General features: G+C 68.2%; 17 protein-coding genes. 8 read left to right on the plus strand and 9 right to left on the minus strand.

Features of this window, described 5'->3' with window-relative positions:
* Nucleotides 1–37: 37 nt before the first annotated feature.
* The 5 genes from Q0P60_RS05945 to prpB all read right to left on the minus strand — a co-directional run bounded on the left by Q0P60_RS05945 (nt 38) and on the right by prpB (nt 7,551).
* Nucleotides 38–1,498, minus strand: coding sequence for a bifunctional 2-methylcitrate dehydratase/aconitate hydratase (locus tag Q0P60_RS05945; RefSeq protein ID WP_294989648.1), 1,461 nt, complete (start codon nt 1,496–1,498; stop codon nt 38–40).
* Nucleotides 1,499–1,517: 19 nt separating this feature from the next.
* A complete protein-coding gene (prpF, locus tag Q0P60_RS05950; RefSeq protein WP_294989651.1) occupies nt 1,518–2,696 on the minus strand; it encodes a 2-methylaconitate cis-trans isomerase PrpF in 1,179 nt (392 codons plus the stop codon).
* A 51-nt stretch (nt 2,697–2,747) separates the two neighbouring features.
* Complete coding sequence (gene acnD, locus Q0P60_RS05955) at nt 2,748–5,366, minus strand: Fe/S-dependent 2-methylisocitrate dehydratase AcnD (RefSeq protein ID WP_294989654.1); 2,619 nt, start codon at nt 5,364–5,366, stop codon at nt 2,748–2,750.
* A gap of 97 nt (nt 5,367–5,463) precedes the next feature.
* Nucleotides 5,464–6,621 (minus strand): 2-methylcitrate synthase, encoded by a 1,158-nt coding sequence (gene prpC / locus Q0P60_RS05960; RefSeq protein ID WP_008265338.1) that lies wholly within the window; start codon nt 6,619–6,621, stop codon nt 5,464–5,466.
* Nucleotides 6,622–6,657: 36 nt separating this feature from the next.
* Complete coding sequence (prpB, locus tag Q0P60_RS05965; protein ID WP_294989659.1) at nt 6,658–7,551, minus strand: methylisocitrate lyase; 894 nt, start codon at nt 7,549–7,551, stop codon at nt 6,658–6,660.
* 154 nt (nt 7,552–7,705) lie between these two features.
* Here prpB and prpR point away from each other — a divergent pair, with 154 nt between their 5' ends.
* On the plus strand, nt 7,706–9,289 hold the full coding sequence (gene prpR, locus Q0P60_RS05970; protein ID WP_294989662.1) for a propionate catabolism operon regulatory protein PrpR: 1,584 nt from the start codon (nt 7,706–7,708) through the stop codon (nt 9,287–9,289).
* A gap of 126 nt (nt 9,290–9,415) precedes the next feature.
* Here prpR and pdxH read toward each other — a convergent pair whose 3' ends face one another.
* Nucleotides 9,416–10,015: a pyridoxamine 5'-phosphate oxidase gene (gene pdxH, locus Q0P60_RS05975; protein WP_294989665.1), complete on the minus strand. Its 600-nt coding sequence runs from the start codon at nt 10,013–10,015 to the stop codon at nt 9,416–9,418.
* A gap of 40 nt (nt 10,016–10,055) precedes the next feature.
* On the opposite strand from pdxH, the gene Q0P60_RS05980 reads away from it, so the two are divergent.
* Nucleotides 10,056–10,883: a kinase gene (locus tag Q0P60_RS05980; RefSeq protein WP_294989668.1), complete on the plus strand. Its 828-nt coding sequence runs from the start codon at nt 10,056–10,058 to the stop codon at nt 10,881–10,883.
* A 6-nt stretch (nt 10,884–10,889) separates the two neighbouring features.
* Here the strand turns inward: Q0P60_RS05980 and Q0P60_RS05985 are convergent, their stop codons facing one another.
* The gene (locus Q0P60_RS05985) at nt 10,890–11,093 is read right to left on the minus strand and encodes a dodecin family protein (protein ID WP_294989670.1); all 204 of its coding nucleotides are present in this window, start codon (nt 11,091–11,093) and stop codon (nt 10,890–10,892) included.
* 98 nt (nt 11,094–11,191) lie between these two features.
* Here Q0P60_RS05985 and Q0P60_RS05990 point away from each other — a divergent pair, with 98 nt between their 5' ends.
* From Q0P60_RS05990 to mdtD, 5 genes are all read left to right on the plus strand, one after another.
* Nucleotides 11,192–11,734 (plus strand): shikimate kinase, encoded by a 543-nt coding sequence (locus tag Q0P60_RS05990; protein WP_294989672.1) that lies wholly within the window; start codon nt 11,192–11,194, stop codon nt 11,732–11,734.
* Complete coding sequence (gene aroB / locus Q0P60_RS05995) at nt 11,731–12,843, plus strand: 3-dehydroquinate synthase (RefSeq protein ID WP_294989675.1); 1,113 nt, start codon at nt 11,731–11,733, stop codon at nt 12,841–12,843. The genes Q0P60_RS05990 and aroB overlap by 4 nt, the downstream gene beginning before the upstream one ends.
* Nucleotides 12,844–12,964: 121 nt before the next feature.
* Entirely contained in the window at nt 12,965–13,204 is a 240-nt protein-coding gene (locus Q0P60_RS06000) for a WGR domain-containing protein (RefSeq protein WP_014038141.1), read from the plus strand.
* A gap of 25 nt (nt 13,205–13,229) precedes the next feature.
* Nucleotides 13,230–14,312: a uroporphyrinogen decarboxylase gene (hemE, locus tag Q0P60_RS06005; protein WP_294989678.1), complete on the plus strand. Its 1,083-nt coding sequence runs from the start codon at nt 13,230–13,232 to the stop codon at nt 14,310–14,312.
* A gap of 92 nt (nt 14,313–14,404) precedes the next feature.
* On the plus strand, nt 14,405–15,814 hold the full coding sequence (mdtD, locus tag Q0P60_RS06010) for a multidrug transporter subunit MdtD (protein ID WP_294989681.1): 1,410 nt from the start codon (nt 14,405–14,407) through the stop codon (nt 15,812–15,814).
* A gap of 280 nt (nt 15,815–16,094) precedes the next feature.
* On the opposite strand, the gene Q0P60_RS06015 is transcribed toward mdtD, so the two are convergent.
* Both Q0P60_RS06015 and Q0P60_RS06020 read right to left on the minus strand, forming a co-directional pair.
* On the minus strand, nt 16,095–19,622 hold the full coding sequence (locus tag Q0P60_RS06015; RefSeq protein ID WP_294989684.1) for a hybrid sensor histidine kinase/response regulator: 3,528 nt from the start codon (nt 19,620–19,622) through the stop codon (nt 16,095–16,097).
* A gap of 95 nt (nt 19,623–19,717) precedes the next feature.
* Entirely contained in the window at nt 19,718–23,263 is a 3,546-nt protein-coding gene (locus Q0P60_RS06020; protein ID WP_294989687.1) for an ATP-binding protein, read from the minus strand.
* Nucleotides 23,264–23,428: 165 nt separating this feature from the next.
* Here Q0P60_RS06020 and Q0P60_RS06025 point away from each other — a divergent pair, with 165 nt between their 5' ends.
* Complete coding sequence (locus Q0P60_RS06025; protein WP_294989690.1) at nt 23,429–24,061, plus strand: YceI family protein; 633 nt, start codon at nt 23,429–23,431, stop codon at nt 24,059–24,061.
* The last annotated feature ends 7 nt before the right edge of the window (nt 24,062–24,068 follow it).

A 24,068-nucleotide genomic window follows, 5' to 3' on the forward strand; every position in this document is an offset into this window, starting at 1 on the left:
TCCATGCCATGTCGGCTGATACCCGTAGCGGCATCCGCTACTCGGGCAGATACAGGTCCACGTAGTCGGTCACTGGCTTCGCGGCCAGCGCGACCGGGTCCAGCGAGGCGGCCAGGATGCGCTGCTGCTGGGCGGTCGGGAAGCGGTGGGCCAGGTGCCGGCGGAACTTGTCCATCAGCAAGGGGATTCCCTCCTCGCGGCGACGGGCGTGGCCGAGCGGGTACTCCACCAGCACTTCCGGCAGTTCGCTGCCATCGCTGAAGCGCACGCTCAGGCCATTGGCAATGCTGCGCTTGTCCGGGTCCAGGTAGTCGGCACTGAGCTGTGCGTCCTCATGGCAGGCCATCTTCGCGCGCAGCGCGTCGATGCGCGGGTCGGCGGCAACGTCATCCTCGTAGTCCTCGGCCACCAGCCGTCCATGCAGCAGCGCGATGGCGACCATGTACTGCACGCAGTGGTCGCGGTCGGCCGGATTATGCAGCGGCCCCTGCTTGTCGATGATGCGGATGCAGGCCTGCTGGGTGCGGATGGCGATATGCGCGATGTCCTCGACCCGCCGCCCTGCCGCACGCAGCTGCTGGTGCAGCACGATGGCCGCCTCCACTGCGGTCTGGCCATGGAACTCGGCCGGGTAGCTGATCTTGAACAGCACGTTCTCCATCACGTAGCTGCCCAGCGGTCGCCCCAGGGTCAGCGCCTGGCCGTGCATGGACACCGCCTCGAAGCCCCAGGTGGGCGCACTCAACACGCTGGGATAACCCATCTCGCCACTGGCTGCCATCAGCGCCAGCCGCACGCCACGGCTGGTCGCGTCGCCCGCCGCCCAGCTCTTGCGCGAGCCGGTGTTCGGCGCGTGCCGGTAGGTCCGCAGCGCCTGGCCATCGACCCAGGCCAGCGACAGCGCATTGAGCATGCGCTCGCGATCCAGCCCGAGCAGATGTGCCACGACCGCCGTGGTCGCCACCTTGACCAGCACCACATGGTCGAGCCCGACCCGGTTGAAGGAATTCTGCAGCGCCAGCACGCCCTGGATTTCGTGCGCCTTGATCATCGCCAGCAGCACGTCATGCAGGGTCGGCGGCGGCCGGCGCAGGGCCTGCGCGTTGCGCCCCAGCCAATCGCAGACGGACAGGATGCCACCGAGGTTGTCCGAGGGGTGGCCCCATTCGGCCGCCAGCCAGGTGTCGTTGAAATCGAGCCAACGCACCATCGCGCCAAGATTGAACGCGGCCTGCACCGGATCGAGTACGTAATGGGTGCCCGGCACGCGTGCGCCGTTGACCACGCTGATGCCCGGCACCAGCGGCCCCAGCAGCTTGCTGCAGGCCGGGAAGGACAGTGCTTCCAGGCCACAGCCCAGCGTATCGAGCAGGCAATGGTGCGCGGTCTGGAACGCCAGTGGCGAGTCGATGCGCGCCTCGCGCACGTAATCGACGATGTCGACCAGCAGCGCATCCCACGCTGCACGCTCGTTGGAAGGGGGCTGGCTGCTCGACATCATCGATCTCCTCTGCGGGTTATCCGGCCGGCACCCGCACCTTGCCTTCCATCAGCACGCGGGCGCTGCGGCTCATGATGGCCTTGGTCACCGTCCACTGCCCGTCAACACGCCCGGCCTGCGCACCCACGCGCAGCGTGCCGGACGGATGGCCGAAGGTCACCGCTTCGCGCTCACCGCCACCGGCGGCACGGTTGACCAGGGTGCCCGGAATCGCCGCCGCCGTGCCGATCGCCACGGCGGCGGTGCCCATCATCGCGTGGTGAAGCTTGCCCATCGACAGTGCACGTGCGTGCAGGTCGATGGCCGACGCCGGAATCGCCTTGCCGCTGGACGACACGTAGTCCTGCGCCGGCGCCACGAAGGCCACCTTCGGCGTGTGCTGCCGGGTCGCCGCCTCTTCCAGCGTCGAGATCAGGCCCATGCGCAGTGCACCGTGGGCACGGATGGTCTCGAACTTCTGCAGCGCCGCCTTGTCCTCGTTGATCGCCGGCTGCAGTTCGGTTCCGCTGTAACCCAGATCGGCGGCATTGAGGAAGATGGTCGGGATACCGGCGGTGATCATCGTCACCTCGAAGCTGCCGACACCGGGCACGTCCAGGGTGTCCACCGTATTGCCGGTCGGAAACATCGCACCAGCGTCCCCGTCATCGGACGGATCGATGAATTCCAGCTGGATCTCGGCGGCCGGGAAGGTCACGCCATCCAGTTCGAAATCACCGGTTTCCTGCACTTCGCCATCGCGCATCGGCACGTGCGCGATGATGGTCTTGCCGATGTTGGCCTGCCAGATGCGCACGCGGCACAGGCCATCGCGCGGCACGCGGGCCGGATCGACCAGGCCGTTGGCGATCGCGAACGGGCCCACTGCGGTGCTGAGGTTGCCGCAGTTGCCACTCCAGTCGACGAAGGCGGTCTCGATCGAGACCTGGCCGTACAGGTAATCCACGTCATGGTCCGGCACCGAGGCGGTCGAGATGATCACGCACTTGCTGGTGCTGGAGGTCGCGCCCCCCATGCCATCGGTGTGCTTGCCATACGGATCGGGCGAACCGATCACGCGCATCAACAGGGCATCACGCGCGGCGCCCGGCACCTGCGCGGCTTCGGGCAGGTCCTGCAGGCGGAAGAACACGCCCTTGCTGGTGCCACCACGCATGTAGGTGGCGGGAATACGGAGTTGCGGGAGAAAGGCCATGGATCAGTTCCTTGCAATGAAAAACGGCCCGTTGCCGGGCCGTCGAATGGCTTACGCCACCTTGGCGCCTTCCAGGAAGTCCTGGGCGAATCGCTGCAGCACGCCACCGGCTTCGTAGATTGCCACCTCCTCGTCGCTGTCCAGGCGACAGGTGACCGGCACGATCAGGTCCTGCCCATCGCGGCGATGGATGACCAGGGTCAGGTCGGCGCGTGGCGTGCGTTCACCGATCACATCGAACGTCTCGGTGCCGTCGATGCCCAGGGTCAGGCGGGTGGTACCCGGCTTGAACTCCAGCGGCAACACGCCCATCCCGATCAGGTTGGTGCGGTGGATGCGTTCGAACCCTTCGGCCACGATCGCTTCCACGCCGGCCAGGCGCACGCCCTTGGCGGCCCAGTCGCGCGAGCTGCCCTGGCCGTAATCGGCACCGGCAATGATGATCAGCGGCTGCTTGCGCTCCATGTAGGTCTCGATCGCCTCCCACATGCGCATCACCCGGCCCTCCGGCTCGACACGCGCCAGCGAACCCTGCTTCACGCTGCCGTCGTCGTTGCGCACCATCTCGTTGAACAGCTTCGGGTTGGCGAAGGTGGCGCGCTGCGCGGTCAGGTGGTCACCCCGATGGGTGGCGTAGGAATTGAAGTCTTCTTCCGGCAGGCCCATCTTCGCCAGGTACTCGCCCGCCGCGCTGGATGCCAGGATCGCATTGGACGGCGACAGGTGGTCGGTGGTGATGTTGTCCGGCAGCACCGCCAGCGCGCGCATCCCCGCCAGCGTGCGCTCGCCGGCCAGTGCCCCCTCCCAGTAGGGCGGACGGCGGATGTAGGTGCTCTGCGGGCGCCAGTCGTACAGCGGGCTGACCGCGGCGGCGTGCTCCACGCGCACGTTGAACATCGGGTTGTAGACGCTGCGGAACTGTTCCGGCTTCACCGCCGCTTTGACCACCGCATCGATCTCGGCATCGCTCGGCCAGATGTCCTTCAGGCGCACCGGGTTGCCATCGGCATCCACGCCCAGCACATCCTTTTCGATGTCGAAGCGGACCGTGCCGGCGATAGCATAGGCGATCACCAGTGGCGGCGAGGCCAGGAAGGCCTGCTTCGCATACGGGTGGATGCGGCCATCGAAGTTGCGGTTGCCCGACAGCACGGCCGTGGAGTACAGGTCGCGGTCGATGATCTCCTGCTGGATCTGCGGGTCCAGCGCACCGCTCATGCCGTTGCAGGTGGTGCACGCGAAGGCGACGATGCCGAAGCCCAGCTTCTCCAGGTCCGGCAGCAGGCCGGCCTCCTCCAGGTACAGCTGCACCGCTTTCGAGCCCGGCGCCAGCGACGACTTCACCCACGGCTTGCGCAGCAGGCCGCGCTCGTTGGCCTTGCGTGCCAGCAGGCCGGCAGCGATCACGTTGCGCGGGTTGGAGGTATTGGTGCAGCTGGTGATGGCGGCGATGATCACCGCGCCGTCCGGCATCAGGCCCTGCGACTGTTCGGCCTTGCCGGCTTCAAGCTTGGCCGCGTCGGCGATGCCGCGCTCGGCCAGCTCGGCCACCGGCAGGCGGCGATGCGGGTTGCTCGGGCCGGCCATGTTGCGCACCACGCTGGACAGGTCGAAGCGCAGCACGCGCTCATACTGTGCAGTGGACAGTGCATCGGCCCACAGGCCGGTGCTACGCGCGTAGTTCTCCACCAGCGCCACCTGCGATTCCTCGCGCCCGGTCAGGCGCAGGTAATCGATGGTCTGCGCATCGATGTAGAACATCGCAGCGGTTGCGCCGTATTCCGGGCACATGTTGGAGATGGTGGCGCGGTCACCGATGGTCAGTGCCGCGGCACCTTCGCCGAAGAATTCAAGCCAGGCGCCGACCACCCGCTCCTTGCGCAGGAACTCGGTCAGGGCCAGCACCACGTCGGTCGCGGTGATCCCGGGCTGCGGCCGGCCGCTCAGTTCGACGCCGACGGTGTCCGGCAGGCGCATCCACGAGGCACGGCCCAGCATCACGTTCTCGGCCTCCAGGCCGCCAACGCCGATCGCGATCACGCCCAGTGCATCGACGTGCGGGGTATGGCTGTCGGTACCCACGCAGGTATCCGGGAACGCCACGCCGTCCTGCACGTAGACCACCGGGGACATCTTCTCCAGGTTGATCTGGTGCATGATGCCGTTGCCCGGCGGAATCACGTCCACGTTCTGGAACGCCAGCTTGGTCCAGTCGATGAAGTGGAAACGGTCTTCGTTGCGGCGATCCTCGATCGCACGGTTCTTCTCGAACGCCTGCGGATCGAAGCCACCGCACTCGACCGCCAGCGAGTGGTCGACGATCAGCTGCACCGGCACTACCGGATTGACCTTGGCCGGATCGCCGCCCTTGTCGGCAATCGCGTCACGCAGGCCGGCCAGGTCGACCAGCGCGGTCTGGCCGAGGATGTCATGGCATACCACGCGCGCCGGGAACCAGGGGAAATCGAGGTCGCGACGGCGCTCGATCAGCTGCTGCAGCGACGCTTCCAGCGTGGCCGGATCGCAGCGGCGCACCAGGTTCTCGGCCAGCACGCGCGAGGTGTACGGCAGGGTCGCGTAGGCGCCGGGCTGGATCGCATCGACGGCGGCACGCGCGTCGAAATAGTCCAGCGAGCTGCCGGGGAGGTTCTTGCGGTAATCGGTATTCATGGGCTGGCGGAGTACTTGGGGCGGGCCGGGTGCCGGCGATGCGGCGGCGAAAGCATCCGGCCGGCACAGGGCCGGCCGGACGGATACAGCAGGTGGATCAGACGCGCTTGTCGATGGCGACGAAGTCGCGGTCTTCCGGCCCGATGTAGTTGGCGCTCGGGCGGATGATCTTGCCGTCGATGCGCTGCTCGACGATGTGCGCGCTCCAGCCGGCGGTGCGGGCAATCACGAACAGGGGGGTGAACATGGCGGTCGGCACGCCCATCATGTGGTAGCTGACGGCGCTGAACCAGTCCAGGTTCGGGAACATCTTCTTGATGTCCCACATCACCGATTCCAGACGCTCGGCGATGTCGTACATCTTCATGCTCGACTGCTCTTCGGACAGCTCGCGGGCCACGTCCTTGATCACCTTGTTGCGCGGATCGGAGACGGTGTAGACCGGGTGGCCGAAGCCGATCACCACTTCCTTGCGCTCGACGCGGGCCTTGATGTCTTCCTCGGCCTCGTCCGGGTTGTCGTAGCGCTTCTGCACTTCGAACGCCACTTCGTTGGCGCCACCGTGCTTCGGGCCACGCAGCGCACCGATGCCACCGCAGATCGCACTGTACATGTCGCTGCCGGTGCCGGCGATGACACGGCAGGTGAAGGTCGAAGCGTTGAACTCGTGTTCGGCGTACAGGATCAGCGAGGTGTGCATCGCCTTCACCCACGAATCCTGCGGCTTCTCGCCATGCAACAGGTGCAGGAAATGACCACCGATGGAGTCGTCATCGGTTTCCACGTCGATGGCACGACCGTTGTGGCTCCAGTGGTACCAGTACAGCAGCATCGAACCGAGGCAGGCCATCAGCTTGTCGGCGATGTCGCGCGCGCCCGGATGGTTGTGGTCATCCTTCTCCGGTGCCACGCAGCCGAGCACGGACACGCCGGTGCGCATCACGTCCATCGGGTGTGCCGACGGCGGCAGCTCTTCCAGTGCCGCCTTCACCGCGGCCGGAATGCCACGCAGCGACTTCAGCTTGGCCTTGTACGAAACCAGCTCGGCGCGGGTCGGCAGCTTGCCGTGCACCAGCAGGTAGGCGATTTCCTCGAACTCGCTGGTATTGGCCAGGTCCAGGATGTCATAGCCACGGTAGTGCAGGTCGTTGCCACTGCGGCCGACGCTGCACAGCGCGGTGTTGCCGGCGGCGGTGCCGGACAGGGCGACGGACTTCTTCGGCTTGAAGGTCGGGGTTGCGGTCGTATCGTTCATGTTTCCCTCCGAAAACTTGATGGTGCAGGGTACTGCTTATTTCTTGGCGGCGAACAGTGCATCGAGCTGCTGCTCGAAGGCGTGGTAGCCGATGCGGTCGTAGAGCTCCTCGCGGGTCTGCATGGTCTCCACCACGTTGCGCTGGTGGCCATCGCGGCGCACCGCCTGGTAGACCGCCTCGGCCGCCTTGTTGGCCGCACGGAACGCCGACAGCGGGAACAGCTGGATGGCGACGCCGGCCGAGGCCAGTTCATCGCGGCTGAACAGCGGAGTGGCACCGAATTCGGTGATGTTGGCCAGGACCGGCACCTTCACCGCATCGACGAAGCGGCGGTAGGTGTCCAGGTCGTAGGCGGCCTCGGCGAAGATGCCGTCGGCACCGGCCTCGACGCAGGCGATGGCGCGCTCGATGGCCTTGTCCACGCCGTCCACCTGGATGGCGTCGGTGCGTGCGATCAGGAAGAAATCCGGATCGGTCTTGGCATCGGCAGCCGCCTTCACCCGATCGACCATTTCACCCTGCGAGACGATTTCCTTGCCCGGACGGTGACCGCAGCGCTTGGCGCCGACCTGGTCCTCGATGTGGCAGGCAGCGGCGCCCGCCTTGATCAGCGACTTGACGGTGCGTGCGATGTTGAACGCGCTCGGGCCGAAGCCGGTATCGATATCCACCATCAACGGCAGGTCGCAGACATCGGTGATGCGGCGCACGTCCACCAGCACGTCTTCCAGCGTGTTGATGCCCAGGTCCGGCAGGCCCAGCGAACCTGCAGCCACGCCGCCGCCGGACAGGTAGATGGCGCGGAAGCCGGCGCGCTTGGCCAGCAGGGCGTGGTTGGCGTTGATCGCGCCGATCACCTGCAGCGGCGATTCGGCAGCCAGCGCTTCGCGGAAGCGGGCACCGGCGGAGGAAAGGGTGGAAGCAGTCATGCGGCAATCCAGGTTGAAGAACAGGAAGTGAGGCGCAAGCACCATGCCAAGCTGCAAGCGGTTGATTTCATAGGCATGACCGGCGTACCGACATGAAACATATGAAACATTGAAACAGATGTATCATGAAACACCCTGCCCGCCCTCTGCCGCCATGTACCTGCCCCGCTCGCCCCTGCGCCATGCCGATGCCGACCCCGGCCGACCGGTGATCTGGACGGTCAGCGTCTCGCGGTTGACCGGCCTGCTCGGCGACGTCATTCCCGAGTTCGACCGTCGCGCGCGCATCGAGCAGATCAACCTCGGCTTCGAAGACGCGGTGGACGTGATCGGCCAGCGCCTGCGCCGCGAGCACTGCGACGTGGTGATCGCCGGCGGCTCCAATGCGGCATGGCTGCGCAGCCGCCTGGAGCTGCCGCTGGTGCCGATCCAGGCCAACGGCTTCGACCTGATGGAAGCGCTGGCGCGCGCACGCCGCATCGCCAGCCGCATCGGCCTGGTCACCCACGCCAGCGACGTACCGGTGTTCAGCAACTTCCAGCAGAGCTTCGGCCTGGAGATCGAGCACCGCCGCTTCGTGACCCGTGAAGATGCGCGCGACTGCATCGCCGACCTGCGTGCCAACGGTATCGAGGTGATCGTCGGTACCGGCATGGCCATCGACCACGCCGAGCAGGCCGGCCTGCCCGGCGTGCTGCTGTACTCGGCCGATTCGGTGCGCCAGGCCTTCGAGCACGCACTGGAACTGACCCAGGCGCTGACCCGTTCCGGTGGCAACCGGCCGGCCCCACGCCGGCGCGTTGCAGTGCGCAGCGACGTCCATGAGCTGCTCGGTGACAGCGAGTCGATGGCACAGGTGCGCGCGCAGATCGCGCTGTATGCCCCGCATGACAGCACGGTACTGGTCAGCGGAGAAACCGGCACCGGCAAGGAGCTGGTCGCACGGCAGCTGCACGCGGCCAGTGGTCGCCGCGGCCGCTTCGTGGCGCTCAACTGCGGCGCGATCAGCGAGTCGTTGCTGGAAGCGGAGCTGTTCGGCTACAGCGATGGCGCCTTCACCGGCGCACGCCGTGGTGGCCGCGTCGGCCTGGTCGAGGCGGCCGACGGCGGCACCCTGTTCCTGGATGAGATCGGCGAACTGCCCCTGCCGCTGCAGACCCGACTGCTGCGGGTACTGGAAGAGCGCGAAGTGCTGCGCGTAGGCGCCACCGAACCCACCCCGGTCGACCTGCGCGTGGTCGCCGCGACGCTGCAGTCGCTGGAGCAGCGCGCAGCCGCCGGCAGCTTCCGCCGCGATCTCTACTACCGCCTCGCGGCACTGCGTATCGCGCTGCCGACGCTGCGTGCTCGCCGTGCTGACATCCCGCTGCTGGCACAGCATTTCTTCCGACAGCTGCGTGGCGTCGATGCGCCGCTGGATCAGGAGGCGCTGGCCCTGCTGAGCGCCGCCGAGTGGCCCGGCAACGTGCGCGAACTGCGCAACCTGGTCGATCGGCTGCGCATCCACTGGCAGCCGGGCGAAGGCCTGATCGATGCCGCCCGCTTGCTGCAGCTGGCACCCGAACTGGCACGCGAGGGCGCCGTTTCACTGCCGGCGGAAAGCCACGGCAAGCGCCCATCACGCGCGCAGCTGGAAACACTGCTGCAGGAACACCGCAATGACCGCGAAGGCATGGCGCAGGTGCTGGGCGTATCGCGCACCACGCTGTGGCGCTGGCTGCGCGCGGAGGGGTTGTAACCCCTTGTAGAGCCGAGCCCATGCTCGGCTTGCCGCTCCCCCGCGAAGTGCAGCCGACGGTCACGCAGCACGCGCCCGCCCATCCACGCATGGCGTGAATCTACTGGCCGGGGTGGCCGCCCTCCATCACGGGTACAGCAGGCGCTTGCTCCAGCGGCCTTCGGCGCCGGCCTCATAGCACCAGCGCTCATGCAGGCGGAACTGCGCGCCGTACCAGAACTCGATGCGATCAGGCACCACGCGCAGGCCACTCCAGCCATCCGGACGCGGCACGTCCCGGCCCTCGAAGCGGGCCTCGATGTCGGCCACGCGCGCGTCGAATTCCTCGCGTGTCGCCAGCGTCTTCGACTGCTGCGAGGCCCATGCGCCGATCTGGCTCATGCGCGGGCGGCTGGCGAAATAGGCGTCGGCTTCAGCGTCGGCCACCTGTTCAACGCGGCCTTCGATGCGCACCTGGATGCCGGCCTCGCGCAGGCTGCGCCACAGGAACAGCAGCGCGGCCTGCGGATTGGCCAGCAACTCCTGGCCCTTGTGGCTGTCCAGGTGGGTGTAGAACACGAAACCGCGCTCGTCGAACGCCTTCAGCAGCACGGTGCGGGCCGAGGGACGGCCGTGCACGTCGGCGGTGGCCACGGTCATCGCGTTCGGCTCGACCTCGCGGCTCTGTTTGGCCTCTTCGAACAGGGCGGCAAACGTGGACAGGGCTTCGGCGTACAGGTCGCTCATGATTGCGTTCTTCTCACACGGATTGGGCTATTGTGGCTGCATGGCCGCTGCTGCGTATATGCCCCAGGTGAAAGGATTCCCCGAAACATTGGCCGAGCAGGCGCTGGATGATGCGCTGGGCAGCGGCGCAGCGGTTCCAGTATTGGCGATCAGCGGCCTGCAGGGGAGCGGCAAATCGACGCTGGCCGCGCAGGTGGTGGCGCGCGCCCAGGCGCGCGGCCTGAACGCTGCCACGCTGTCGATCGATGACGTCTACCTGACCCGCGCGCAGCGCCAGCGGCTGGCCCGCCAGGTGCATCCGCTGCTGATCACCCGTGGCCCACCCGGCACCCACGACCTGGCACTGGCCCACGCCGTGTTCGACGCCGCCGCCGCACGCCAGCCGTTCGCGCTGCCGCGCTTCGACAAGCTGGCCGACGAACGCCTGCCCGAGGCGCTGTGGCCGCGGCTGCAGCAGCCGCTGGACCTGCTGGTGTTCGAGGGCTGGTTCCTCGGCACGCCCGCACAGGATGACGATGCGCTGGACAGCCCGCTGAACGCGCTGGAACGCGAAGCCGACGCCGATGGCCGCTGGCGGCGCTGGTGCAACCAGGCGCTGGCCCGCGACTACCCGGCACTGTGGCAGCGCTGTGACCGCCTGTGGTTCCTGCAGCCACCGGATTTCTCGGTGGTGCCGCGCTGGCGCTGGCAACAGGAGCAGAACCTGCAGTCGGCGCAGCCGGGCCGGCACGGCATGAGCCGGCCGCAGCTGGAGCGCTTCGTGCAGTACTACGAGCGGGTCAGCCGGCAAGCGCTGCACACCCTGCCCGGGCGCGCCGACCATGTGGTGGTGCTGGACGGCCAGCGCCAGGTGCAGGCCGTGCGCTGAAGGCGCCTATTCCACCAGGAAGGTCACCCGCAGGTTGACCCGCCATTCGGTGATGTCGCCGCTGCCGTTGGTGACGACCTTGGTCTCGTTCACCCAGGCGCCCTGGATGCCCTTGACCGTCTCCGAGACCTTCTTCAGCCCGCTGCGCACCGCATCCTCCACGCTCTTTGGCGAGGACGCGGTGATTTCGATGACCTTGGCGACCGTCATGGCCTGTACTCCGGCTGGCGCGGGAAACCCCGCAGGAAGGACCACCCTGACGTGAAGAACGTAAAGGCCGGGGCACGGAGGTGTTAGCATCAGAGGGCATGAATCCCGCTCCGAACCTGATCCTGATCGGCCCGATGGGCGCCGGCAAAACCTGCATCGGCCGCCGCCTGGCCGAGCGCTTCACGCTGGCATTCGTCGATGTCGACCAGGCCATCGTCGATGCCGTCGGCGCCAGCATCCCGGCCATCTTCGAGCACTCGGGCGAAACCGGCTTCCGCAGCCATGAACGCGAAGCCCTTGCCCGCGTGCTGGAAGGCCAGGGCCAGCTGGTCTCCACCGGTGGCGGCGCGATACTGGACCCGGACAACCGCGCACTGATCGCCCAACGCGGCTTCGTGGTCTACCTGCGGGTCAGCGTGGCGGCCCAGCTGGAACGCCTGGCCCGCGACAAGGGCCGGCCCCTGCTGCAGCGCCCGGACCGCGAGCAGGTGCTGCACGACCTCGCCGCGCACCGCGACCCGCTGTACCGTGCGCTGGCCGACCTCACCCTCGATACCGACCCGTACACCGCTGCCGATGCGACCGCCCAGCTTGTGGTCAAGCTGGCCACGCAATGGCAGCGCCAGGACCTGACCGCATGACCTCCCCCGCCCTGCTGCAGGTCGCCGTTGGCGGCGACCGCCCCTACTCCATCACCATCGGCGCCGGTGCACAGGCCGATGGCGCTGCGCTGGCCGCACATGTGCGTGGCCGCCACGTACTGCTGCTCAGCGACAGCGAGGTCGCCCCGCGCTACCTGTCCGCAGTGAAACAGGCCCTGCTGGCGGCGCGTCCGCAGCTGATCATCGGCGAACACGTGCTGCCCGCGGGCGAAGCCTCCAAGACCCTGGCCGAATTCGGCCGCGCGATCGAGGCCCTGGCATCGCTCGGTGCCACCCGCGATGCCTGCGTGTTCGCCCTGGGTGGCGGCGTGGTCGGTGATCTCGCCGGTTTCGCCGCGGCCTGCTGGATGCGCGGCGTGGATTGCGTGCAGCTGCCGACCACCCTGCTGGCGATGGTCGATTCGTCGGTGGGCGGCAAGACCGCGGTCGACATCCCGGCCGGCAAGAATCTGGTCGGCGCCTTCCATCCGCCGCGCGCGGTGATCGCAGATACCCGTGTGCTGGCCACGCTGCCGCCACGCGAACTGCGGGCGGGCCTGGCCGAAGTGGTGAAGTACGGCGCCCTGGGCGATGCCGACTTCTTCGACTGGCTGCAGCACAACGCCGAGGCGCTGGTCGCCGGCGAAGACAATGTGCTTGCCGAAGCCATCGCGCGCAGCTGCCGGCACAAGGCCGCCATCGTCGAGCGCGATCCGTTCGAGCAGGGCGAGCGCGCACTGCTCAACCTCGGCCACACCTTCGGCCATGCCATCGAGACCGAACAGGGTTATTCCGCGCCGGGCCGCGATGCGCTGAACCACGGCGAGGCGGTCGCGGTGGGCATGGTGCTGGCCGCGAAGCTGTCCACCCAGCTCGGCCTGGCCGGGGATGCCGACCGTGCACGCCTGCAAGCGCTGCTGGAACGCCTCGGCCTGCCGGTGGCGATCCCGGCTGGACTGGATCCACAGGCACTGCTCGGCCGCATGCGGCTGGACAAGAAGAACGTGGCCGGACGCCTGCGTTTGGTGCTGTGGCGGGGCATGGGCCGCGCCGAAGTGGTGGCGGACGTCGATGAAGCCGCCGTGCTGACGGTGCTGGGCGAAGGCTGAGTGGTCGTGCCGGCCGCTGGCCGGCATCCAGGTCAGATCCCCAGGTTCCTGGGGTTGCCGGCCAGCGTCCGGCACTACCGCGTTGCGGCAAGGCTCACCGTTGCCCCGCTACAATCGGCCCATGCACGTCTACCTGCAACATCCCGACGCCGGTGCGCAGGCACCGCGCTTCCTGCGCCTGAGCCTGCTGCCGGACCTGTTCGGCGGCTGGGAACTGCTGCGCGAGAGCGGTCGCGTCGGCAGCCGCTCGCAGCTGCGGCGCGAGCTGTTCCTGCAGGCCGACGAAGCCCGCCACGCCTTCGAGAAGGCCCGCGACGCCGAACTGCATCGCGGCTTCCAGATCCTTTCGCACGGCGACTGACGCCGCTGCCCCTTTCGTCCAAGGAATGCCCATCGTGACCAGCCCTCTCCGCAACGATCGCCTGCTGCGCGCCCTGCGCCGCGAACCGGTGGACTGCACCCCCGTCTGGCTGATGCGCCAGGCCGGCCGTTACCTGCCGGAATACCGCGCGACCCGGGCCAAGGCCGGCAGCTTCCTGGCCATGGCCAAGACCCCGGAGATCGCCTGCGAAGTCACCCTGCAGCCGCTGCGCCGCTTCCCGCTGGACGCGGCGATCCTGTTCTCGGACATCCTCACCATTCCCGATGCGATGGGCCTGGAGCTGTACTTCGTCGAAGGCGAAGGCCCGAAGTTCCGCCACCCGGTGCGTGATGAAGCCGCCATCGCCAGGCTGGCGGTGCCGGACATGGAACAGGACCTGGGCTACGTGATGGACGCGGTGCGCCTGATCCGCCGTGAACTGGACGGCCAGGTGCCGCTGATCGGCTTCTCCGGCAGCCCGTGGACGCTGGCCTGCTACATGGTGGAGGGCGGTGGCAGCAAGGATTTCTCGCGCATCAAGGCGATGGCGCTCAACCACCCGCAGGCCCTGCACCGCCTGCTGGACGTCACCACCGAAGCGGTGATCGCCTACCTCGGCGCGCAGCGCGCGGCCGGTGCGCAGGCACTGCAGGTGTTCGACACCTGGGGCGGCGTGCTTTCGCCGGCGATGTACCGTGAGTTCTCGCTGCGCTACCTGCAGCGCATTGCCGAAGGGCTGGACCGTGGCGAGGGCAGCGAGCGCACCCCGCTGATCCTGTTCGGCAAGGGCACCGGCCTGCACCTGGAAGCGCTGTCGCAGACCGGTGCGGATGCGTTGGGCCTGGACTGGACGCTGGACCTGGATGAAGCGATGCGCCGGACCGGTGGCCGCGTTGCCCTGCAGGGCAACCTCGACCCGACCACGCTGTACGCCTCGCCGGATGCGATCGCCGCCGCCGCCGCGCGCGTGCTGGATACCTATGCCGCCGGCAACGGCGGTTCGCGCGAAGGCCATGTGTTCAACCTCGGCCACGGCATGTCGCCGGACATGGACCCGGCCCACGTGCAGGTGCTGGTCGACGCGGTGCACGCGCACAGCCAGCGCTGAGCACCACGCAGGCAGGCATAGCGCGATCTTGATCGCGCCATGACCCGCATTGCGCGATCATGGCGGCCCCCACGCTGCACCGGCCGCACGCCATGCCCACATCGCCATCGACCTACAACCGCCACCGCCCGCTGCTGTGGCTGGTGTCCCTGGCGATCTTCATGCAGATGCTGGATTCGACCATCGTCAACACGGCATTGCCGGCGATGGCCGCAAGCCTGGGCGAGAGCCCGCTGCAGATGCAATCGGTGGTGTTCAGCTACGCATTGGCGGTGGCCACCTTCATCCCCGCTTCCGGCTGGATCGCCGACCGCTACGGCACGCGGCGCACCTTCCTGGTGGCGATCATCCTGTTCACCCTCGGCTCGCTGGCCTGCGCGCTGGCCCAGCACCTGCACCAGCTGGTCGGTGCGCGGGTGCTGCAGGGCATCGGCGGCGCAATGCTGCTGCCGGTCGGCCGCCTGGCAGTGATGCGCTCGGTGTCGCGCGAGGATTTCCTGCGTGCCATGAGCTTCATCGCCATCCCGGCCCTGGTCGGCCCGTTGATCGGCCCGACCCTGGGCGGCTGGCTGGTCGAAATCGCCTCGTGGCATTGGGTATTCCTGATCAACCTGCCGATCGGCGTGATCGGTTTCATCGCTGCGATGAAGATCATGCCGGACCACTACGCCAGCCATCGCACCCGCTTCGACCTGCGCGGCTACACCATGCTGGCCTTCGCGATGGTGGTGCTGTCGCTGGCGCTGGACGGCATTTCCGGGCTCGGCACGCCGCATGCGCTGGTGATGCTGATGACCGTCGCCGGCCTGGCGGCGCTGGTCGGCTACTGGCTGCATGCCGCCAACTCGACCGCACCCTTGTTCTCGCTGGCATTGTTCCGCGTGCCCAGCTACCGCATCGGCATCCTCGGCAACCTGTTCTCGCGCATCGGCAGCAGTGCCATGCCGATGCTGATCCCGCTGCTGCTGCAGGTGGGCCTCGGCCTCGGCCCGATGAACGCCGGCCTGATGATGGTGCCGGTGGCGGCCGCCGGCATGGTCTCGAAGAAGCTGGCGGTGAAGCTGGTCGAGCGCTATGGCTACCGCCGCGTGCTGATGGTCAACACCGTGCTGGTGGGCCTGGCGATGGCCAGCTTCATCCTGATGACGCCGGGCCAGCACCTGGCGTGGCGCCTGCTGCAGCTGGCGTTCTTCGGCGCGGTCAATTCGCTGCAGTTCACCGTGATGAACACCGTGACCCTGCGCGATCTCGACCGCGAGTTCGCCAGTTCCGGCAACAGCCTGCTGTCGATGGTGATGATGCTGGCCGCCGGTTTCGGTGCCGCCGCAGCGGGCAGCCTGCTGGCCGCGTTCGGCAGCCACCTGGACAGCAACAGTGCGACCGCCGCGCTGCACGCGACGTTCCTGTGCGTGGGTGCGATCACCCTGACGTCGACGATGATCTTCTGGCAGCTGCCCGATACCAAGCCCGAGCCGCGGCAGGTCGAACACGTGGCGGAGTGAGGTTCGGCAGGGCCTGCGGCCCTGCACCCGCTACAGGCAACGGCAACTGCTGAAGCAACAGCAGGCTTCCTGCGGGTTGGCGAGGTGCTGTGGGTGTGCGGGGCCGCCGTAAACCCACAGCACCCCGCCTTCGACGGTTTCCCGGTAGCCAGTAGATCCACGCCATGCGTGGAGGAATCTCCGTCGGAATCGAATATTTCGAATTGAAATCGAAATGCATCCACGCATGGCGTGGATCTACTGGCCACCGGGACAGGTCTGGGGGAGCCTACCGATGCACCTACCGTCCCATCACCCTGGCGATCGCTTCCACCAGCAGTTCACCGGTCACCGGCTTGCGCAGGAAGCCGCCGATGCCGGCCGCTTCCACCTGCTGCTGCAGGTCGGGATCGGTGCGTGCGGTCACCGCCAGCAGCGGCAGCATGTAGCCCTGGTTGCGCAGGTGCTGGGCCAGTTCGAAGCCACTCAGGCCCGGCAGGTCCAGGTCGAGCAGTCCGACATCGAAGTCACCGGCACTGATCTCGCGCAGGGCTGCCAGGGCATGGCCGGCGTGCACCACCTCGTGCCCGCGCGCGTTCAACAGCCCGCGCACCACGTCGGCCACGGTGGCGTCATCCTCGACCAGCAGCACCCGCAACGGCGGCATGTTGGCGGCCTCCTCGCGATGCGCCGCTTCCTCCGCGCCGGCATTGGCATCGACCACCAGCGGCAACGGCAGGGTCACGCCGAAGCAGGTACCACGGCCCAGCTGGCTTTCCACCTGGATGCGGCCCTGCATCGCCTGCGCCAGCTCGCGGCAGATCGCCAGGCCCAGGCCACTGCCGCCGTACTGCGCGGCGGTGCGGGCGCCGTCGGCCTGTTCGAAGCGGCGGAACAGGCGCTGCTGCTGTTCCTGGCTGATGCCCGGCCCGGTGTCGCGCACTTCGAACTGCAGCGCGCGCAGCTCGGCATCGCTGCGCGCATGCAGGGTGATGGTGCCGCGGCTGGTGAACTTGACCGCGTTCGAGAGCAGGTTGAGCAGGATCTGTCGCACCCGCATCGCATCGCCGGTGGCCTGCAGGCCAGGCGGCAGCTGGTTGTCGAGGGTGAAGCGCAGGCCCTTCTGCGCGGCCAGCGGCCCCATCAGCGCGGCCAGGTCCTGCAGCAGGCAGCTCAGTGCGAACGGCTTGGACTGCAGCTCCAGGCGGCCGGATTCGATCCGCGCCAGGTCCAGCGCATCGTTGACCAGATGCAGCAGGTGTTCGCCGGCGTGGCGGATCGACTGTGTATAGCCGCGCTGCTGCGGGTCCAGCGGCGAGGCCAGCAGCAGTTCGCTCATGCCGAGTACGCCGGTCATCGGCGTGCGGATCTCGTGGCCCAGGTTGGCCAGGAACCGGGTCTTGGCCGCCGAGGCCTGTTCGGCCAGTTCCTGCTTGTGCAGGGCCAGCTGGTAGGCGTGCCGGCGCTGCAGGCGACGGCGGTACAGCCAGGCGAACCAGCTGGTCAGCAACAGCGCGATCGAGGCCAGCACCAGCAATCCGGACAGGCTGCGCCACCACGGCGGCTGCACGCGGAACTCCAGGCTCTGCACCCGCGACCAGACGTGGTCGGCCGAACGTGCCTGCACTTCCAGCCGATAGCTGCCCGGCGGCAGGCGCGAGAACAGGCGCTCGCCGGCCGGCCCCACTTCAACCCAGTCCGGATCGTAGCCGGCCAGCCGGTAGCGGTAGCTGTTGGACGCCGAATCGGCGAACGACAGCAAGCGCGCGACAATGCGCAGATCACGATCACCGTCGGCGATCTGCAGGGGCGTGTCGTGGGTCAGGTCGAGCACCTGCTCGTTGCGGCGCACCTCGACCCGTTCGATCACCAGCGGCGCGCGACGCACCGACGGCCGCACCTGCTCCGGGTCGAACACCACCACCCCGGCCGGGGTGCCCGCCACCAGGTGGCCATCACCCGACATCACCAGGGTGTGCTCGCGGAATTCCTGGCTGGGCAGGCCATCATGCACGCCGTACAGGCGCACGCTCTGGCCATCGGCGCCAATCCGCACCAGACCACGCGCACTGGTGGCCCAGGCCACGCCCTGGGCATCGACCACCAGCCCGGACGCGGAAATCGCCGGATAGCCCTGCTCGGCGCCGATCACCGCCTGCCGTTCCAGCCGGCCCTGGCTCCAGCGGTAGCGCGAAACGCGGCCATCCTCGGACAGCCAGACCTGGCCATCGCGGCCCACATGCAGTGCGTGGATCGGCGTTGCTGGCGCCCCCGGCACGGGCTGGAAGCGCTCGCTTTCCGGCAACCACTGCAGCAGGCCCCGGCTGCTCGCCAGCCAGATGTGATCCTGCGGCCCGCATTCCACGTCCAGGTTGAGCTGGCCCTGCTGCAGGCCGCGCTGGCCATTTTCCAGCTGGCGGCGCAGGCGCCCGTCGAGGTCGCGCTGCTGCAGGCCCGATGGCAGCATCAGCCACAGGCTGTCGCCATCACAGGTCATCATCGATTCGATGACCCCTTCCATGGTCGCATCGGCACCGGCATCGCGGCCCCAGCGGCGCAGATCGCGATGCTTCGGGTCATAGCGCAACAGCGCGTCGTTCGAACCGATCCAGACCTGCCCGCGGCGGTCCTCGCGCACCGAGGTCAGCCAGTGCATGCCGTTGACCCAGGTGCGGTGCTGTTCGATGCTGCCGGTCTTCGGATCGAACCGGTCCAGCGCACCGTGGCTGCCGACCGTCCAGATCCCGCCATTGCTGGAAGGGCTGGTGCCCAGCACGAAGGCATTGCGCAGCGAGCGGGGATCGTCCTCCAGCCGCGACAGCACCGAGAACTGCCACCAGCGCGGCAGCAGGTGCCACAGTCCGGCATTGGTACTGGCCAGCCAGATACCGCCCTCACGATCCTCGTAGGCACCGGTCCAGTTCGGACGCACCGGACCACGTGCCACCGCACTGTACAGCGGCACGGTCTGGTACTGGCCATCGACCGCGCGGCCGAGGCCGGTGCGGGTATCCAGCCAGTTCCCGCCCTGTTCGTCGCGCAGCATCATGCCCAGCACCTGCTCCCCTTCGGGAAGCTTCCACGGCGGTGCTTCGAAGTGACCGTCGGGGCGGCGCACGGTGGCGCCAGCCATCGTGCTGATCCACAGGCTGCCGTCCGGCTCGGCGGTCAGGCCATTGATCAGCAGGCTGGGAATGACATCGGCACCGATACGCTCGAAATCGGTGCCGGTCCAGCGCGCGACGCCATGCTTGGTACCGATCCACAGGCTGCCGTCAGCCAGCGTCGCCAGATACGGAACCGACGCGGCCGGCAGGCTGCGCGGATTGTTCGCCTCCGGCAGGAAGCGCTGCAGCCGGTCCTGGTTGTCCAGCCGGTACAGGCCGCCCTCATGGGTCCCGAACCAGATCGAACCATCCGGCGTGGTCGCCAGGCTCCAGACCGTATTGGTCCCCATCAGCGGCTGGCTGCTGCGGTCGTAGAAGTGCAGTTGCCGGCGGTCGGCCGACATCCGCACCAGGCCGGCATTCTCGGTACCGATCCAGAGCTGGTTGCGCGCATCGACCAGCACCGTCCAGATGCGGTTGTCGCGCAGCCCATCCTCCGAACGCCAGATCCGGTAGTTGCGGCCGTCGTAGCGGGCAAGGCCATCGTTGGTGGCGATCCACAGGTAGCCGTAGCGGTCCTCGGCCATGCGGTTGACGGTGTTGGACGGCAGGCCATCGAACACCGTCACCTGCCGCGGGCTCGGCGGCACCGGCTGTGCGGCGGCGGGTGACAGGCAGCACAGGAGGACCAGCAGCAGCATTGCCGCCCGCAGATACGCCACCGATTGCCTCCTCACGCTGCCCTGATCATTCCCGCGCTGCGGGCGTCGGCATGGTAAACCGAAAGTCCCGCCGTTCACGCCCGGCCGCACGGTGTTCAAGTCGCGGTCTGGCGTTTGGTGCGGGCCTGGGCGATGGCGGCCACCAGCATGTCACCGGTCACCGGTTTGCGCAGGAAACCGTCGAAACCGGCGTCCAGCACCTGCGTCTCGGCATAGGCATCAGACCGTGCGGTGACGGCAACCAGCGGCAGCTCATAGCCCAGCGTGCGCAGTTGGCGGGCGATGGCGGTGCCGTCCAGCGCCGGCAGGTCGAGGTCGAGCAGCCCGACATCGAAGCCGTCGGTGGCAACTTCCGACAGTGCGCCGAGGCCATGCAGTACATGCACCACGTCATGCCCACGGCCACGCAGCAGGCCGGCGATGACTTCGGCCACGGTGGCATCGTCCTCGACCAGCAGGATGCGCAGCGGCGGCAGCACCGGCAGCGCCGGAGCCTCCCCCGCAGCGCTGGCCGCCTGCCGGGTCCAGGGCAACGGCAGGCACACCTGGAAGCGCGCGCCCTTGCCCGGTTGGCTGTCCACTTCGATACGCCCGCCCATCGCCACGGCCAGTTCCTGGCAGATCGCCAGGCCCAGCCCGCTGCCGCCATAGCGCGATGCCGTGCGCGGCCCTTCGGCCTGCTCGAAGCGGTGGAACAGGCGCTCCTGCTGCTCGGCGTTGATGCCCGGGCCGCTGTCGTACACCTCGAAACAAAGACCGGCGCCGTTGTCCTCCAGCCGCACCGCCAGCCCGACATGGCCGCGCTCGGTGAACTTGATCGCATTGCCAAGCAGATTCAGCAGGATCTGGCGCACGCGCATCTCGTCGCCGCTGATGCTGACCGGCCCCGCAGGATCCTCGCCGCGCTGGAATTCCAGCGCGCGCTGCTTCGCCATCGGCTGCGTCAGCGCCTGCACCTGGTCGAGCAGGCCGGCCAGATCGAACGGGCGCAGGTCCAGTTCCAGCCGCCCCGCCTCGATGCGCGCAAGGTCCAGCGCATCGTTGACCAACCGCAGCAGATGGCTGCCGGCCTGCTGGATCGACCCCGCATAGCCGCGCTGCACCGCGTCCAGCGGCGTCGCCAGCAGCAGCTCGCTCATGCCCATCACGCCGGTCATCGGCGTACGCACCTCGTGGCCCAGCGTGGCCAGGAACCGGCTCTTGGCCTGCGAGGCCTGCTCGGCCAGCTCCTGCTTGTGCACCGTCAACTGCCATTGCTGGCGACGACGCAGGCGCGCGCGGATCGACCAGGCCAGGATGAGCAGCAGCAGCGAACCGATCAGGATGTAGCCGAAAATCGCCAGGCCACTGCGCCACCACGGCGGCAGCACCTTCACCTGCAACCGCTGCGAAGGCGTCCATGTGCCACTTGCGGTGGCCGCCTGCACTTCGACGATGTAGCTGCCGGTAGGCAGGCGCGAAAGCGTGCGCTGGCCGTCACCGCCCTGCTCCACCCAGTTCTGGTCATACCCGCGCACCCGGAACCGGTAACGGTTGCCCTGCGGGTTGGCATACGACAGCAGGCGTGCGTCGATCTGCAGATCACGATCATCCGGCCCCAGCAACAGGGTGCCGGTGCCCGGCAGCGGCTGCCAGCCGCGTGCATCGTCGCGGCGCACGCGCACCTCGGCAATCACCAGCGACGACGCGGGCAGCGCAACGTCGGCGGCATTCACATCGAAGGCAACCAGGCCGGTCTGGGCCACCGCAAGTACGCGACCATCGGCACTCACCGCCGGCGGCCGGCTGGTGAATTCGGCATCGGACAGGCCATCGCGCTCGTTGAACAGCTGCAGGCGTCGTGCCTTGGGGTCCCAGCGCAGCAGGCCACGCGGCGTGGTCGCCCACAGCCGGCCGTTGTCGGCCAGCGCCAGGCCGCCCATGCTGACCGGGGGCACCCCGGCGCTGCCATCGATGCGCTGGATCAGGCGCAGGCTCATGCCATCCCACTGGTAACGTTCAAGCGCGCCCTGGCGGGCCAGCCACAGTTGTTGTGGATCAACCCACACCAGATCGTAGATCAACCCCCGCGAGACACCCGCCACCGCCTCGAAGCGCCCCGCCTGTTCGCGCCACAGCCCCATGTCTCCCATCACCCAGGCCTTGCCGTGGGCATCGAAGCGGATCTGCTCGATCGGGGAGTCGGCCGCCTTGCGGAAGTCGTCCAGCGGGTAGCTGCGCAGCACACGGCCCTCCGCGTTGCGCTGCTGCAGGCCCAGGTTCATCACCGACAGCCAGACCGTGCCATCGGGCGCCTGCCGCATCAGGTCGATGCGCTGGCGCAGGTCCGCGCCGCCATCGATATGCCAATCGTGCAGCGCGCCGGTGCGCGGGTCATACACGCTGATACGGCCGGCACGGCCCAGCCACAGGCGCCCGTCCGGCCGCGGCAGCACCGACCACACCGCACCACTGCCGATCTCGCGCTCACTGGCCAGCAGGTGCAGCGTGCCCCGGGCATCCAGCTGGTACACGCCATGCGCCGAACCTACGTAGTAGTTCAGGCCGTCGCTGGCCGCGCTCAGCAGGTACTGGCTGTCCAGCGGTTTGCCATCGAGCTGGTTCCAGATCGAGAAACGGCGCCAGTCCGGTGGCAGGTAGGCCAGGCCCTGGGTCAGCAGCGCCACCCACAGACCGCCCTCATGGTCCTGCAACAGATCAAGCACCCCACTCTGCGCGGTGAGGAAGCCACTGCCACGGTCGCCTTCGAGCCGCCACAGCGCAGCGGCATCGCCGCGCAGCAGACCGTCGGACGTACCTGCCCAGTAGCCGCCCTGGCGGTCGGCCAGCACCAGCGCCGAACGCAGCCCGGTGCTGCCACTCCAGCGCGGGCGACTGACCCGGTCCTGCGCATCGATGCGGTACAGCCCGTCATTCTGGCTGCCGATCCAGATCGAGCCATCCGGATCACGGCTCAGCCGCAGCACGCTCAACGCGCCCAGCTCGTGCGGCGCCACGCGCTCGAATGCGCTGCCATTCCAGCGTGCCAGCCCGGCCTCGGTGCCGATCCACAGGCGCCCCTGTGCATCGACCAGGCTGCTGTAGATGGTGTTGCTGGGCAGGCCGTCCGTGCGCGCCGGGTCGTGCTTGAAGAAGCGCAGGCTGCCGTCCTCGCCGAAGCGGCAGACGCCCTGGCTGCTGGTGCCGATCCACAACGCATCGCCGGCATAGGCCAGGGTCCAGAACTGGCTCAGGCAGGGCCCATTGACCGCATCGAACGTCTTGAACCGCTCACGGTCCGCATCCAGCCGGGCCACGCCCTTGCCGTTGATGCCCACCCAGACGCGATCGAGCGGATCGACCAGCAGGGTTTCGATCTCGTTGCCGGGCAACGAGCCCGGCTGGTCCGGATCATGCTCCCAGACCCGTAGGGTGTTGCCGTCGTAACGCACCAGGCCGCCATCGGTGGCGGCCCATATGTGGCCCTGGCGGTCCTCGGCCAGCGCCAGCACCATGCGCGAGGGCATGCCTTCGGCGGCGCCAAAGCGGCGCAGGCGTGGTGTTTCTGCCATGTCCAGGGCCGCAGCCGCCGCGGCGAACGCCATCAGCAGCAGCCCCGTTCCCGCGATGCCCAGGCACCACAGGCGCCAGCCGCTCGTCATCCTGAACCCCCTGTCCTGTCCCGATTGTCACACAGGGCCGGGTTCATGGCTGCAACAGGCTGTTTCCGCGGGCGGCCCCACCACGAACTGTTGCAGCCATGCACGCATCGTTGGCAGGGGCCTGTGCGTATGATCGCAACGTCCCCCTTCCGGAGCCCGCCATCGATGCGTCCCTGCCTGGCCCTGCTGCCGATGCTGCTCGCCACCGCGCCCGCCTGGGCGGATGCAGACACCTACCGCCTGGATCCGGTGCACACACGGGTGCTGTTCACCATCGACCACGCGGGGTATTCACAGGCCATGGGCACGGTCTCCGGAAGTGAAGGCCACCTGCAGTTCGATCCCGACAACTGGCGCGACGCCAGCCTGGACGTCGAAGTCCCGGTGGCGCGATTGGACCTGGGTGACGCCAAGTGGAACCAGGCCACGCTGGCGCGCAGCCTGCTCGATGGCGAACGCTTCCCGAGTGCCCGATTCGTCTCCACCCGGGTCGAACCCATCGATGCCAGGCACGCTCGCGTGGTTGGCACCCTGACCCTGCGCGGGGTCAGCCAGGAAGTCACCCTGGACGTCACCCTCAACGCCATCAAGCGTTACCCACTGCCGCCGTTCCGGCGCACCGCCGGTTTTTCCGCCAGCACCACGCTGAGCCGGCGCGCATTCGGCATCACCGCCTGGCCGGGCGTCATCGGTGATGCCGTGCAACTGAGGATCGAGGCTGAAGCCACCCTCGACCGCAGCGATACCCCGGGAACTCCCGCTCCCGTTCCCCACTCCGACCCCAAGACGGCCCGCTAGAGGACCT

It is taken from the genome of uncultured Stenotrophomonas sp. (assembly GCF_945952405.1).
In the GTDB taxonomy this organism is placed as follows: domain Bacteria; phylum Pseudomonadota; class Gammaproteobacteria; order Xanthomonadales; family Xanthomonadaceae; genus Stenotrophomonas.